General features: G+C 64.0%; 10 protein-coding genes, 1 tRNA gene and 1 pseudogene. 5 read left to right on the top strand and 7 right to left on the bottom strand.

Going from position 1 to position 14,728, the window contains the following annotated elements; translation table 11 throughout:
* The first annotated feature begins 2 nt into the window (after positions 1-2).
* Complete coding sequence (locus QOZ81_RS06375) at positions 3-704, top strand: HAD hydrolase-like protein (protein WP_291199906.1); 702 nt, start codon at positions 3-5, stop codon at positions 702-704.
* Here the strand turns inward: QOZ81_RS06375 and QOZ81_RS06370 are convergent.
* The 3 genes and pseudogenes from QOZ81_RS06370 to QOZ81_RS06360 form a co-directional block, all read right to left on the bottom strand.
* A complete protein-coding gene (locus tag QOZ81_RS06370; RefSeq protein ID WP_291199909.1) occupies positions 688-1,269 on the bottom strand; it encodes a LolA family protein in 582 nt (193 codons plus the stop codon). The genes QOZ81_RS06375 and QOZ81_RS06370 overlap by 17 nt on opposite strands.
* 769 nt (positions 1,270-2,038) lie before the next feature.
* A pseudogene (locus tag QOZ81_RS16750) lies at positions 2,039-2,614 on the bottom strand (GTP-binding protein); the annotation flags it as partial.
* Between the two features lie 73 nt (positions 2,615-2,687).
* Positions 2,688-3,200 carry a peroxiredoxin gene (locus QOZ81_RS06360; RefSeq protein ID WP_291199915.1) on the bottom strand — a complete coding sequence of 171 codons (513 nt, stop codon included), beginning with the start codon at positions 3,198-3,200 and terminating at the stop codon, positions 2,688-2,690.
* 61 nt (positions 3,201-3,261) lie between these two features.
* Here QOZ81_RS06360 and QOZ81_RS06355 point away from each other — a divergent pair, with 61 nt between their 5' ends.
* Positions 3,262-4,293 carry an isocitrate/isopropylmalate dehydrogenase family protein gene (locus QOZ81_RS06355; protein ID WP_291199919.1) on the top strand — a complete coding sequence of 344 codons (1,032 nt, stop codon included), beginning with the start codon at positions 3,262-3,264 and terminating at the stop codon, positions 4,291-4,293.
* Positions 4,294-4,413: 120 nt separating this feature from the next.
* Here QOZ81_RS06355 and lexA read toward each other — a convergent pair whose 3' ends face one another.
* Entirely contained in the window at positions 4,414-5,079 is a 666-nt protein-coding gene (gene lexA / locus QOZ81_RS06350; protein WP_291199922.1) for a transcriptional repressor LexA, read from the bottom strand.
* A 213-nt stretch (positions 5,080-5,292) separates the two neighbouring features.
* On the opposite strand from lexA, the gene QOZ81_RS06345 reads away from it, so the two are divergent.
* From QOZ81_RS06345 to QOZ81_RS06335, 3 genes are all read left to right on the top strand, one after another.
* Positions 5,293-7,116 carry a 2-oxoacid:acceptor oxidoreductase subunit alpha gene (locus QOZ81_RS06345; RefSeq protein ID WP_300715363.1) on the top strand — a complete coding sequence of 608 codons (1,824 nt, stop codon included), beginning with the start codon at positions 5,293-5,295 and terminating at the stop codon, positions 7,114-7,116.
* A gap of 12 nt (positions 7,117-7,128) precedes the next feature.
* Positions 7,129-8,166, top strand: coding sequence for a 2-oxoacid:ferredoxin oxidoreductase subunit beta (locus QOZ81_RS06340; RefSeq protein WP_291199928.1), 1,038 nt, complete (start codon positions 7,129-7,131; stop codon positions 8,164-8,166).
* 100 nt (positions 8,167-8,266) lie between these two features.
* Positions 8,267-8,342: transfer RNA gene (locus QOZ81_RS06335), tRNA-Ala, on the top strand.
* Between the two features lie 501 nt (positions 8,343-8,843).
* Here the strand turns inward: QOZ81_RS06335 and QOZ81_RS16745 are convergent.
* From QOZ81_RS16745 to QOZ81_RS06325, 3 genes are all read right to left on the bottom strand, one after another.
* The gene (locus QOZ81_RS16745; protein ID WP_441316724.1) at positions 8,844-10,211 is read right to left on the bottom strand and encodes a zinc-ribbon domain-containing protein; all 1,368 of its coding nucleotides are present in this window, start codon (positions 10,209-10,211) and stop codon (positions 8,844-8,846) included.
* A 773-nt stretch (positions 10,212-10,984) separates the two neighbouring features.
* Positions 10,985-12,820, bottom strand: a complete 1,836-nt coding sequence (locus QOZ81_RS06330; RefSeq protein ID WP_291199931.1) for an acyl-CoA dehydrogenase — start codon at positions 12,818-12,820, stop codon at positions 10,985-10,987.
* Positions 12,821-12,894: 74 nt separating this feature from the next.
* Entirely contained in the window at positions 12,895-14,571 is a 1,677-nt protein-coding gene (locus QOZ81_RS06325) for an AMP-binding protein (RefSeq protein ID WP_291199934.1), read from the bottom strand.
* Positions 14,572-14,728: the final 157 nt, after the last annotated feature.

Genomic DNA, 14,728 nt, shown 5'->3' with positions numbered 1-14,728 from the left:
GCATGACCGCGGCGACTCCCGGGCTCGTCTGCTTCGACCTCGACGGGACCCTCGTGGATCCCCTGCTCGGCGTGCAAAACTGCCTTGCGAAGACCTGCGAGGCCTTCGACCTGCAGCTGCCGGACGAGGCCACCATCCGGGGCTGGATCGGCTTGGGCATGCGGGAGTCCCTGGCTTCCCTCCGGGGCCTCGAGGACCCCGAGCGGCTGGAGGCGGCCCTCGACTTCTACTGGGAGCGCTACCGGCAGGACGGGGTCTTCGAGCACGAGCTCTACCCAGGCGTCTTCCACCTGCTGCACCGCCTGAAGCGCCAGGGCCACCGCATCTACGTCGTATCCGCCAAGCCCAGCCTCTTCGCCCGGCGCATCGCCTACCAGTTCGACCTGAACCTGATCTTCGACGACATCTTCGGCAGCACCTTGAAAGGCCGCTGGCAGCCCAAGACCGAGGTGCTGGGAGGTCTGGCGGAGCGGGGCACCATCTGGCCCGGGGGCGTCTTCATCGGCGACCGGGGCCTGGACATGGTGGCCGCCCTGGATCATGGCCTGGAGGCCATCGGCGTGGGCTGGGGCTACGGCAGCCGCGAAGAACTGACCAGGGCCGGGGCCGCCAGGATCTTCGACACGGTCGCCGACCTCGATGCCTGGCTCCGGATCCGCTTTCCGCAGCCCGAGCGCTTCGACGCCTTCAGCCGTTCGGAGTAGACCAGCGGGTGCCCGCCGGAACCTGTAGCTTGAATGCGTCCGGCGCCAAGGGGGCCGGCGACTTCGGATCGAGCAGCTCCAGGGTCTGGCGCGCCCCGGAGGGATCGGTCCAGGCCAGGGAATGCAGGAGACCCTTGCGCCCCGTGAGGTTCAGTTCGGGCAGGCCCGGCTCCCTGGGCGAGAGCTTCACGGCCTCGCCACCGAGGGACTCCGCCTTGTACAGCCGGTCGAGGCGGGCCGGATCCAGGAGGATGCCCAGCAGGGGAAAATCGCGCACCGCCCGGGCCAGCTCCACCCGCTGGGCCGTCCGCGTATCCGGGTCGTACTGCACCAGATGGCGCCCATCACAGGTGACGGTGAGCCCGCCCTCGTAGGTGACCCGCAGCCGCCCGCCCCGGGCCAGGGCCAGGCGCCCCTGACGGGCCAGCTTGCCGAACACCAGGCTGTCGCTCTCCTGCCGGAAGCGGCTCTCCAGGGAGGGCATCCTGGTGAAGGTGGTCCACCAGCCGGGCATGGACGCGAAGCACGGGGACACCGCCAGCCAGATCAGGATGGGCAGGCGCACCTCAGCTCCGCTTCATCTCGACGCTGAGCTTGGCCGTGCTGCCCTTCCCGGGCGCCGGACGGCGGACTTGGCCTTCCACCAGAACCTGACCCTGGTGCCGAAGCTGGACCACGACCTCGATCTCATGCCCATCCACTTCCGGGGGGACCTCCAGGCGCAGGACCGAAGGGGCACCGGATCGTCCCACCAGAGTCAGCTCGCCCATGAGGGAGTTGATCGCATCCTTGTGGTCCACGGCCTTGGGCTTGGCGGGGAGGCGCTTGGTCTCCACATTCAGGGAGGCCAGGGCGGCCAGCGGGTCCATCTTCACGCCGACCTTGGCGGGACGCGGAGTTGTATGGACTTCAACGGGAATTGCCGGTTCCGGCTCCTCCGCCACCTCCGGGGCGACCTCGGCTGGAGGTGGGACCAGTTCAGACGCCTGCACAGGCTCAGGCTCGAAGGCTGGAACGGGAAGCTCTTCAACCTCGGGCAGGGCCGCCGGAGGCAGGGATTCCCCCTCGTCCATCAGGAAGGCGATGTCGTCTGCGGCCATCCCGGGATGCTCCGGGAGCACCGGCGCCTCGATGAAGAACCCGCTGTCGTCGTCCTCGTCCGGCAGGGGCGTGGAACCGGCCGAGGGTCCGGCGGGGGCCGAGCCCTCCAGATCCAGCAGGTCGGTGACGGAGGGAAGGTCCGACAGGGTGAGGGCCTCGATCTCCGGACGGGCCGGCCGCACGTCGGCCGGGGGCGCCGGGGCCGCCACCTGGGACTCGCCCAGGACATGGGCCTTGATGTGGGAGAGGGAGAGCTTGGTGATGCCGCGCAGCGTCTCGAAAACGCCTGAGCCATCGGAGGCCACGGACTGGAAGCTGGGCACGCCCTTGGGATTGAAGACCGCCTCAAGCTCGTCCACGGGGACCACGTTCCGGAGGTCGCGCTTGTTCCACTGGAAGACGGTGGGGATGTCCCCCAGGATCAGGCCGAGTTCGCGGAGGTTCTCCTCGAGGTTCTGGTAGCTCTCTTTGCAGGCATCCAGCATGGGCGTCTGGCTGTCCACCACGAAGACGATGCCGTCCACGCCCTTCAGCACCAGCTTGCGGGTGCTGTTGTAGAACACCTGGCCGGGCACCGTGTAGAGCTGGAGCTTGGTCTTGAAGCCGCCCACCATGCCCACGTCCATGGGCAGCAGGTCGAAGAAGAGCGTGCGGTCGGTCTCGGTGTTCAGGCTCACCATCTCGCCGCGGGCCTTCTGGCTCGTCTTGCCATAGATGGTGTTCAGGTTGGTGGTCTTCCCGCACAGGCCCGGGCCGTAGTAGACGATTTTCGCCGTCATCTGCCGGGTGGCGTGGTTGAAGAACACCATTCCATAACCTCGTGTGCTGTCACGAAGTCTAGCTTGGAAAGCGCCCCCTGCTCAATGCAAATGCAGGAATTCCTTAGGAGATTCCCTTCAGGAGGGCGAGCACCTGCTGGTCATGCGCCCGGGTCTGGACATCGGTGAGGACCTTCCTCACGATGCCCTGCCGATCGATGAGGAAGGTGACCCGTTTGGCAAACCCCAGCAGGGGCATTTTCACGCCATAGGCCTCGATGATGCGCTTGTCGGGGTCGGCCAGGATGCTGAAGGGCAGGTGGAACTTCTCCGCGAAAGCCTTGTGGCTCTGGGTGCTGTCCGCGCTGACGCCCAGGACCACGGCGCCCGCGGCCTTGAGTTCTGCGAAACCGTCCCGCAGGCTGCAGGCCTCGGCAGTGCAGCCCGGCGTGTCGTCCTTGGGATAGAAGTAGAGCACCACGACGGACTTGCCTTGGAAATCCGCCAGGCGGATCGTGGCTCCGTTCTGATCCTGCGCTTCAAAGGCCGGGGCCTTGGTGCCTTCGGTGATGTCTGCGGCCGAGGCCAATCCCAGCGTTGCCATGATGCCCATGCCCACCCTCCAGTTCCGACTCATGTGGTCCTCCGGAAAGATCCTGGAGTGTGGCACCATCGGCTCTTGAGGAGGAGCCGGAGACTTGGACAAACCGATTCGCATCGCCCTCATCCCCGGCGACGGCGTCGGAACCGAAGTCATGGCAGAGGTTCTTCCCTGCCTGACCTGGGCCCGTTCCCGCGGCCACGTTCTGGAGACCCTCCAGCTCCCCTATGGAGCCGGGCACTACCTGACCACGGGGGAGACCCTGCCCGAAACCGCCTTCACGGCGATCAGGGACGGTTGCGACGCCATCCTCTTCGGCGCAGTGGGCGATCCCCGGATTCCCGACGGGCGCCACGCGGAGGCCATCCTGCTGCGGCTGAGGCAGGACCTGGACCTGACGGTGAACTTCAGGCCCTGCCGGGCCTGGGTGCCGGGAGCGGGTCCCGACCTGGACCTGGAAGTCTTCCGGGAGAACACCGAGGGCCCCTACTGTCTGCAGGGTTCCACCGAACCGGGTCGTGCGGTGGACCTGGCGATCCACACGGAGTCCGCCGTCGGTCGGCTGCTGACTGCCGCGTTCCAGCGGGCCGAGGCCCTGGACCGCCCCCTCACCCTGGCCCACAAGGCCAACGTGCTCAAGCACGGACATGGTCTATGGATGCGGGTGTTTGAAGACCTGAAGCCGCTGCATCCGCGCGTGGCCGCCCGCGGCATGCATGCCGATGCGCTGCTCTGCGCGCTGGTGCAGGATCCGGCCTCCTTCGGCGTGATCGCGGCCGACAACTACCTGGGCGACCTCATCAGCGACCTCTGCGCCGCCTTCATCGGCGGCATGGGTGTGGCGCCCTCCCTCAGCTGGGCCCCCCACCGTCCCTTCCGCTGCACGGCCCTGGCCGAGCCCGTGCACGGCTCCGCACCGGACATCGCCGGGAAGGGATTGGCCAATCCCGTGGGCATGATGCTCAGCACGGCCCTGCTGTTCCGGCATTTGGGGTGGGAACCCGAGGCCAAAACCTTGGAGGCTGCGGTATCAGGCGCCCTGGCCGCCGGTGCGAAAACAAGCGATCTCGGCGGCACACTCAGCACGACGGCCATGGGCAAGGCCATCCGGGATCGATTGCCCAGCTGAGGCCATCGAAAAACAGGAACCGCGAAATTCGCGAAATCGCCCTTCGGGCGCGCGAAAGGAGATTGCTTGTCTTTCCTTTCGCGCCCCTTTGGTGTCTTTCGCGGTTCTTGTTATTCGTTTTCAGCAGCTGCGCATGACGCCCACGAGGATGCCCTGGATGTCGATGAGCTGGGGCGGGTAGCAGCGGGGCTGCAGCGCGGGGTTGTGGGGGATGAGCCACACACCCTTGGCGTCCCGGCGGAACTCCTTGAGGGTGACCTCCTCCCGGTCGATTAGGGCCACCACGCGGTCGCCATTCCGGTACTCGCCCTTGCGCTGCAACACCACCAGGTCCCCGTCGAGGATGGCGTCATCAACCATGGAGTCACCCCGCACGCGCAGCACGAACAACTCGTCGCGCTGGCGGTGGATGCTGTTGGGCACCTCGATGGGCAGGGCGCGGCTCTCCGGCAGGATCGGCGAGCCCGCGGCGACGTCACCGCAGAAGGGGAAGATCCGCACCGCGGGTGCCCCCTCCGGACGGGCATCGCTGCGTGCGGCGCGGGTGGAGGACGGATCGTCCTCCGTTCCCGTCGCCACGACCAGGTTGTTGCCCTTGCCATGGCTGCGGACGAGGAAGCCCTTGTCCATGAGGTGCTGGACGTGCTTGTGGATGGTGGACACTGCGCTGGAACCCACCCCCTTGGCAATTTCAGCCAGGGTTGGGCTTCGCCCTTCGCTCTGCACGAAGGTGCGGATGAACTTCAGCACGGCCTGCTGGCGTTTGGTGAGATCGCTGGCTTTCATGGGCTTCAAGGTAAGAGTTGAGGCGCAGGTCGTCAATCCCTTTTTTTTCGCTTTATTTAAGATCCCGGATCGGGCCCGGTTCCGGACCCTCCGTGGAACCCACCTGTGACCTATGTCATACTGATCGACGGCCTTGAGGGTCAAGTATTTACGCCCTTCTCGTCCTCTTTTGGCCCCACTCGTTGCCTGTGCCCCGATGAGAAAGGAGTCTCCATGACTGCCAGCCTTGCCGCCCCCTCTGCGCCTGTGGGGGCGAAAACCCGGATCAATGATTTTTCCATCCAGGTGGCCACGGTCAACGGGTCGGGTTCCCAGACGGCGAACACGGTGCTGTTGCGCGCCATCTTCCAGATGGGCGTCTTCGTCAGTGGCAAGAACCTCTTCCCCTCGAACATCGCGGGTCTGCCCACCTGGTTCACCATCCGCGCCAGTGCCAAGGGCTACGTGGCCCGCAAGGCCAGCAACGAGATGCTGATCCTCATGAATGCCGAGACCGCCAAGGAGGACATCGCGAAAGCCGATGCCGGTGCCCTGGTGATCTACGACGAACCCCTGCAGCTGGACAAGCTCCGCGCTGACCTCGCCTACATCCCCGTGCCCTTCCAGAAGCTCGTGACGGCCTCCTGTCCCGAGCCCAAGCTGCACAAGCTGGTGAAGAACATGATCTACGTCGGTGTGGCGGCGCGTCTGCTGGGCGTGGACATGGAAGAGGTGAAGAAGGCCATCACCAAGCAGCTGAAGGGCAAGGCCAAGGCCATCGAGATCAACCAGGCCGCGGCCGTGGCGGGCTACGACTGGGCCATGGAGAACCTCCAGGACCAGGACCACATCAAGGTCGTGCGCGACAACAAGACCAACGGCCTGATCATCGTGGACGGCAACGAGGCCTGCGCCCTGGGCGCCCTCTTCGCCGGCGTCACCGTGGTGGGCTGGTATCCCATCACCCCCGCCTCCAGCCTGGTCGAGACCTTCATCGAATACGCCGAGGAATACCGAAAGGATCCGGCCACCGGCAAGTCCACCGTGGCCATCGTGCAGATGGAGGACGAACTGGCCTCCGCCGGCGTGGTGCTCGCCGCCGGCTGGGCCGGCGCCCGCTCCATGACCTCCACCGCCGGCCCCGGCGTGTCGCTGATGAGCGAGTTCATCGGCCTCGGCTATTACGTGGAGGCGCCCGGCGTCTTCTTCAACGTGGCGCGCACCGGGCCCAGCACGGGCCTGCCCACCCGCACCCAGCAGTCCGACGTGGAACTCTGCGCCAAGTGCAGCCACGGCGACACCCAGCACATCAACCTCTACCCAGGGACCATGGAGGAGTGCTTCCAGTTCGCCTATGATGCCTTCGACCTGGCTGAGCGCTTCCAGACGCCCATCTTCGTGGTCACCGACCTCGACCTGGGCATGCAGAACTGGTCCTCGAAGCCCTTCACCTATCCCGCCAAGGCCTACGACCGCGGCAAGGTCCTCAACCAGCAGCAGCTGGCCGAGGCCAAGGACTGGGGCCGCTACAAGGACGTGGATGGCGACGGCATCTGCTACCGCTCCCTGCCCGGCACCGCCGGCGGCAAGGGGTCCTACTTCACCCGTGGGTCCGGCCACAACGCCTACGCCCAGTATTCCGAGAAGCCCGAGGACTACGTCGAGGTGGTGGACCGCCTCCGCCGGAAGTACGAGACCGCCAAAACCCACGTGCCCACGCCCGTCTTCCGCAACCTCGGCTCCGCCAAGGGCGTCCTGGCCTTCGGCTCCAGCGATCCCGCCGTCATCGAGGCCCAGGATCTCCTCGCTGAGGGCGGCCTGAAGACCGACTACCTGCGCCTCCGCGCCCTGCCCTTCACCGCCGAGGTGGATGCCTTCGTGAGGGAGAAGCAGGTGGTCTACGTGGTGGAGCAGAACCGCGATGGCCAGATGGCGAACCTGTTCCGCGAGACCTACCCGGAGCACGCCGCCAAGTTCAAGAGCGTCCTCCACTACAACGGCCACGCCATCGACGCCAAGTGCATCGTGGACCAGATCACCGCCTTCGAGCAGAAGTAGGAGAAGCCGACCATGACCACCGCGACACCTTCCGCTCCCACCAACAGGCTCGGCTTCACGAAGCAGGACTACGTGGGCTCCAAGTCCACCCTCTGTGCCGGCTGCGGCCATGACGCCATCACGGCGCAGATCATCAACGCCGCCTTCGAGTCCAACATCGAGGGGCACCTCGTCACCAAGTACTCCGGCATCGGCTGTTCATCGAAGACGCCGGCCTACTTCATCAACCAGGGCTGGGGCTTCAACAGCGTCCACGGGCGCATGCCGGCCATCGCCACGGGCGCGTCCCTGGCCAACCGGAACCTCATCAACATCGGCGTCTCGGGCGACGGCGATTCCATGTCCATCGGCATGGGCCAGTTCGTCCACGCCGTCCGCCGCAACATTCCCATGATCTACATCATCGAGGACAACGGCGTTTACGGCCTCACCAAGGGCCAGTTCTCCGCCACCGCCGACAAGGGTTCCTTCCTCAAGAGCGGCGCCAAGAATGACCTGCCACCCATCGACCCCTGCACCCTGGCCATCGAGCTGGGCTGCGGCTTCGTGGCCCGCTGCTTCTCGGGCAACCCCAAGCAGCTGAATGCCATCCTCAAGGCCGCCTTCGCCTATGACGGCACCGTGGTGCTGGACATCATCAGCCCCTGCGTCACCTTCAACAACCACGACGCCTCCACCCGCTCCTACAAGCACGTCAAGGACCACGACTTCCCCCTCCATGACCTGGGCTTCGTCCAGTACTCCGAAGTGGAGGACATGGACATCGCCGCCGGCGCGACCGAGGTCGTCACCTTCCCCGATGGTTCCAAGGTCGCCATCAAGGCCATCCACGAGGACTACGACCCCACGGACCGCTTCGGCGCCATGAAGGCCATCCACGAGTCCATGGCCAAGGGCGAGTTCCTCACGGGCCTGCTCTACATCAACCCCACCCAGCCCCCCCTGCCCCAGGTGCTGAACTTGGTGGACCAGCCCCTGGCCACCCTGACCGAAGCCCAGGTGAAGCCCAGCCCGGCCGTGCTGGAGGAGATCATGCAGAGCCTCATGTAATCGAACGAGCGCCCGTTCCTGCTGCCGCCCGCACGGGCGGCAGTTTGGTACAGCCCCAAGGATTGACGGTTATTGCAGGCACGGTAAACTGAGACTTCATGGGCCTGTAGCTCAGCTGGGAGAGCGCTGCGTTCGCAATGCAGAGGTCGTCAGTTCGATCCTGATCAGGTCCACCAACTTAAATGCCTCTAGATTCAAACATCTAGAGGTATTTTTGTATTTATTTAACGAACCAATAATTAATCAATTTCAAGTGGGTGTAATACGCTAATTCAAGAGAAGGTTAAGCCAGACTAAGGGAATTCGGCGGTGGCGACCCTGTAATACAACCTGTAATACAAACCTGGCGATCTGGCGTGGTGAGGCGCTCTCCACCAGGTCGCTCGATTGCAGGTAGACAGTAGGAGGACGCTCTTACTGTGGGTTCATATGGCTGTCATGGGATGGGCTATGCACCAGCAGCTTCAGCTCGTTCTCTCTGTAATGGGTCTTTGAGTCCCTTGTATAGGCGCTGTAGATAGCCTGTAGCCCCATAGACCTGGGCTATCCATTTGGCGAGCTGAGCGGTCATTTACAATTTAATCCATAGCAATTCTTACTATTACAACAATAGCATGTTGCCTGCCTAACAGAATTTCACCTTTATAGGATCTCTTGGCCGATAGAGCCTGTGGCCGCTACAGGGGCTCTTCTTCTAATAGTCGAGGTTGGTCGCCTGGAGCTAGGCGGGCCTTCTCGATCCTTCGACGGCTCCAAGCTTGACCTTGGCTGCATCGTTTGCACCAGGCCCCGGTTTTCAAGGTCGCTGGGGAAGTTGACCATTCATGACCCTGAGCGCACCGAAAGCGGTGATTTCGGGTGAAGCCAAGATAGGTCTCGGAAAGCAGAGTCCCTCCCCGCTCTTGAGCTAGCTTCCGGAGGCCCTCGATTCGATTTCGAGAGTAGATGGCTTCACTTATTGATTCGATCGAGATGGGAGGGCCTGGGGCACAGTAAATCCCTAGTTCTTCGAGAACCCTCCGAAGGAAGAGTTCCATTTCCTCAAGTTCGATCCAGTAGGGAACAACAATTAGTCGAACTCCGTGCTGTTCGCAGAGAGCCAGTTTGGTTTCGTCATCCTCCTTTCGGCGTTGTAGAGCGTTCTCATTGCGATGGAAGTGAGGGAGAAACTCGTAGTGCTGTCTTCCGTGGTACTCAAATGCAAGCGCTAGTTGGGAAGAATACCCGTCAAGTTCCATGGCTTTCCCACGGCTATTTTTCAGCCATGGAATTCTGCCAAGCGGAGATTTTTTGAAAGGGACATTTAACAATTGTTCCAATATTGCTCGGCAAGCGCGTTCAGAAATGCCTGCTGAACATTCTGGACACCAAGACCCCCTCTTGATCGAGAATGGACTAGCCATCCATTCGTGTCCGTCAGAGCACCTCCAACGAAGGTGTCTATCACCAGATTCGACTTGATCCGAAAGGCACTCTCCGCCTCTCAGTCGTGCGAGATCCTTAAGCTCCTCGATGGTGATTCTGCCCACTCCAGAGCACTTTGGACACCAAGATCCCTGCTGAATGCTGCCAAAGCCTGTGCTCCATTCATGGCCTTCGTTACATCGCCAGCTAAGATGATCTGAGTTGTTCTGATATGAGTCGGAGAGGCACTCACCGCCCTTCTCGCGGGCAAAAGCACGAACCATTTCAATGGTCAAACGGCGGTTCCCTGCACACTCCGGACACCAGTAGCCAGTTACAATATTGTTGACGGCGGCGCTCCAGGAATGACCCTTGTTGCACTCCCAGAGGTGATGGCTCAGAGCACCTAGATACTTTGGTGAAAGGCAGCGCCCTCCTCTTTCGGCGGCTAGGAGTTGGAGCTTCTCAATATTTGCTCGTTTGCCACGACAAAGCGGGCACCAGTGCCCAGCCTTTACCGCTCCTGGGGCCATGTCCCATTCGTGGCCCTTCTCACACCGCCACCACAATTTCCCAGTGTCACCCAAATATTCAGTAGAGATACATTCCCCGCCTGGATGGAGACTCGCGAGATCATGCATGTCCTGCATAGATTTTCGAGCTGTCCCTGCACAGTGGGGGCACCACGATCCCTTTCTAACCGGTGCAGAGCTGGTCTCCCATTCATGCCCTTCAGAACATTTCCAGCGGAGTTTGGCATCCTTGTTCTTGTAGACCTCCGAGAGGCATTCTCCCCCTCGCGCCTTTGCCAAGTTCTTCATTTCATCAATGGTTTTTCGCACGGTTCTGCTGCATACCGGGCACCAACTACCCCGAAGAACATTGCTGGCAGTCGCTCGCCATGAGTGGCCTGATGAGCACTCCCAAAGGTGATGAGCCTGGGTTCCAAGGTATTCGGGAGAAAGGCACTTCCCACCTCGTTCGAGCGCACACTTCTGCAACTTTTCAATGGTGGCCCTTCGACCTTGGCAATGTGGACACCAGCACCCTGATTTCACATATTCGGGGGGCATGTCCCATTCATGGCCCTTTTCGCATCGCCACATCAGGGGGACTTTGTTACCCCGGAATTCGGTTGAAAGACATTCCCCACCTGGGTGAAGCCGGGCAAGGGCTTTCATGTCTTCGATGGTTGAATACATCCCGCGACATCGAGGGCACCATTGGCCTGCTTTTACCTTTCCTGGGGCCATAAGGAAGCCATGGCCATGCTCACATCGCCATTGAAGCTTCCCGGTATCACCCAGGTACTGAGGGGAAATACACTCTCCGCCAGGGTGCTGACTGGCCAGGTTATGCATGTCTGCTATGGTCTTCTTCGTTGCCACAGGCACTCTTTATCTTGTTAACCCGCCTAGAACACCGCCTCCATGGGCGCCGTCTCGCCGGCCAGCAGGCCCACGGCGTGGGCGGCGACCAGGGGCAGGCCCCGGTGGGCGAAGTGGATCGCAGCCTGCACCTTGTTCTGGTAGAAGGCCGCCTCCCTGCTCCCGGCCAGATGGGCACGGACGGCGGCGGGGTCGGCCGGGTCCACCCCGCGTTCGACCAGGAGCGCCTGGGCCCTGCCCTTGGCCACCTCGGCCTGCTGCAGGAGGAGGTAGCCCCCCACCACGTGCCCGAGCATGTCGAGGATGGGCACGGCGTTCAGGAGGGTCAGCTGCAGGGCGTTCTCGCGCGCCGGGATCTGGGTCAGGACGGCACCCATGGCCTTCACGGCCTCGCCCAACTGCCGGGCGGAGGCGCCGAGCACGGGGTCTTCCACCAGGGTCTGGGCCGCGTCGGCCGCCAGCTTCAGCAGGGCTTTCACCGGCCGCCCCTCCTGCATCCGGAACTTCCGCCCTACGAGGTCGAGGGCCTGGATGCCGTTGGTGCCTTCGTAGATCGAGGCGATCTTGCAGTCCCGCAGGTACTGCTCGGCCGGGTAGTCCATGGTGTAGCCATACCCGCCGTACACCTGGAGGGCCCACTCCGTGACGCGGAAACCCCAGTCCGAGCACCAGGCCTTGCTGATGGGCGTGAGGAGTTCCACCAGGCCCTGCCAGCGATCCCGTTCGTCGCCCTCCGACACGTGGGCCATGTCCATGCACCAGGCCGTGTAGGTCACCAGAGCCCGCATGGCCTGCACGTAGGCTGACTGCAGCAGGAGCGAGCGCCGGATATCCGGGTGCTCGATGATCAGGGATTGGCTGGAGCTCTTGCCCGCGCTGGGGCCTCGGCCCTGCAGGCGCTCCTTCGCGTAGGCCAGCGCGGCCTGGTGGGCCGCCGAGGCATTGCTGAGCCCCTGGACCCCCACCTCCCAGCGCGCGGCGTTCATCATCTGGAACATGTGGGCGAGCCCCTGGTTCTCCTCGCCCAGCAGGAAGCCCTGGCTGCCAGTCGTGGTGCCGAACACCAGACTGCACGTGGGCGAGCCGTGGATGCCCAGCTTGTGCTCGATGCCCGCGCAGACGACGTCGTTGGCCTCGCCCAGGGAGCCGTCCGGCTTCACCCGCACCTTGGGCACGACGAATAGGCTGATGCCCTTGGGCCCGGCAGGTGCGCCCGGCGTCCGGGCCAGCACCGCGTGGATGATGTTCGAGGTCAGCTCGTGATCCCCGCTGGTGATGAAGATCTTCTCGCCGGTGATCAGGTAGGTGCCGTCGGCCTGAGGCACGGCCTTGGTGTTGAGGGCCCCCAGGTCGCTGCCGGCCCCGGCCTCGGTGAGACACATGGTGCCGGTCCACTCGCCGGAGTACATCCGCTCGCAGAAGGTGCCCTTGAGCTCGTCGCTGCCGAAGGTCTCGATGAGGTGCGCGGCGCCGCGGGTAAGCAGGGCCTTGAGGCCCAGCGCCGTGTTGGCGCCCATGAGGAACTCGCTGATGCCGGCCCCCACGGACTCCGGCAGGCCCATGCCGCCAAACTCGGGACTCATGGTGGCGCTGATCCAGCCGCCCTCGGCCAGATCGTGGAAGGCCCCGGCAAAACCCTCGGGCAGTTCCACCTTGCCGTGGTCGAAGCGGGCGCCGACGCGATCCCCCGTCTCGTTGCAGGCGGCGATGCTGCCCCGGGCCACCTTCAGGGCCTCGTCCAGCACCATGCCCAGCTGGTCCCGGTCGATCTCCCCGTAGGGCCCCGATTTCAGCAGCGGATCCAGGTCCAGCCACTCGAAGAGGTTGAAGCGGATGTCGCGATCATCGTCGAGGTACTTCATGGGACCTCCATCTGGCCATCAGGGGTGGCGTCGCCAGGGACCAGTTTCGGCCCGGAGGCGTCGTCGTGCTCGGGTTACTTCAGTTCAGGAAACTGCTCTTCCCGGAATTCCGTGGGGGATTGGGTCTGCTCCGCGGCCCGCTTGCGGAGCTCCACGCGCCGGATCTTGCCGGAGATGGTCTTCGGCAGATCGCCGAACTCCAGGATGCGGATGCGCTTGTAGGGCGACAGCCGCTCGCGGATGAATCGGAAGAGGGCCAGGGCCGTCTCGCGGTTCGGCTCCCACCCGGCGCGGAGGATGACGTAGGCCTTGGGCACCGTGAGCTTCAGGGGATCGGGGCTGGGCACCACCGCCGCCTCGGCCACGGACTCGTGCTCGATGAGGAAGGACTCCAGCTCGAAGGGGCTGATGCGGTAGTCGGAGCTCTTGAAGACATCGTCCGCCCGGCCCACGAAGAACAGGTAGCCATCCTCGTCGCGCGTCGCCACGTCGCCCGTGCGGTAGAAGCCCTCGGCCTCGGCCTTCGCCATCTTCGAGGGATCGTCCTTGTAGCCCGCCATGAGGCCCAGCGGCCTGGGGTTCAGCTTCAGGGAGATCTCGCCCTCCTGCGCTTCGCGGCCATCGGCATCCAGCAGCACCACCTCGTAGCCGGGGAGGGAGCGGCCCATGGATCCGGCCTTCACCGGCTGCCCGGGCGGGTTGCCCACCTGGGCCGTGGTCTCGGTCTGGCCGTAGCCATCGCGGATGGTGAGGCCCCAGGCCTTCTGGACCTGGCTGATGACCTCGGGGTTCAGGGGCTCGCCGGCTCCCACCAGCTCCCGCAGCTTCACCGGGTAGGCGGCGAGGTCCTCCTGGATGAACAGGCGCCACACCGTGGGGGGGGCGCAGAGGGTGGTGACGCCCTTGTCCACGATCGCCTGCAGCGTGGCGGCGGCGCTGAACCGGGCGGCGCGGTAAACGAAGATGCAGGCCCCGGCGTTCCAGGGCGCGAAGAAGCTGCTCCAGGCGTGCTTCGCCCAGCCGGGCGAGCTGATGTTGTAGTGGACGTCGCCCTCGCGCAGACCCACCCAGTACATCGTGCTGAGGTGCCCCACCGGGTAGGACTGGTGGGTGTGGAGCACCAGCTTGGGCTTCGCCGTGGTGCCCGACGTGAAGTAGAGCAGCATGGGATCGGTGGCGCGGGTCACGGCATCGGGTTCGTACGAGGGGCTGCCTTCATAGAGCGAGGCCATGCCCCGCCAACCCGGAGCCTCGCCCCCGACGCAGATGCGGGTGAGGCTCGGGTCCATGGTCTCGAACTTGCCTGTCTGGGCGGCGTCCACCACCAGGTGCCGGATGCCGCCCCGCTCGATGCGATCCAGCAGATCCGCCTGGGAGAGCAGCAGGGTGGAAGGCACCAGGATGGCCCCCAGCTTCATGCAGGCCAGCATCACCTCCCAGAGCGGGAGGACGTTGTCCAGCATGATGAGCACGCCCTCGCCCCGGCGGACGCCCAGGGCCCGCAGGGCGTTGGCAACCTGGTTGCTGCGGGTGGACAGATCCTGGAAGCTGACCTTCGTTTCGGTGCCACCTTCCTCCACGATCCAGAGGGCCGGACGGGCGTTGCCCCTGGCGTAGGCATCGAAGTGATCCAGGGCCCAGTTGAAGTCATCCAGGACCGGCCAGCGGAAATCCCGGCGGGCTCCAGCGTAGTCGTCCCGTCGCTCGACAAGGAAGTCCCGGGCCTGGAGGAAAGCCTCGCGTGCGGTCATGACGCCCCCTGGTTGATTGAGTGATGAGGCCAATCTATAGCGCTGCCCAGGGAGCGTCCAGAACCAAACCCGGCCGACAGGGGAATCATGACTTTCAGCACGGACCGACCTCCCGCGGGGTCGTGGTAGGGTGGTCGCAACATAGCAACCGTGCGAG

Origin of the sequence: Geothrix sp. (assembly GCF_030219325.1) — a bacterium.
GTDB lineage: Bacteria > Acidobacteriota > Holophagae > Holophagales > Holophagaceae > Geothrix.
Note: the sequence above shows the minus strand (reverse complement) of the source record. Positions and strands in the feature narration are given on the sequence as shown.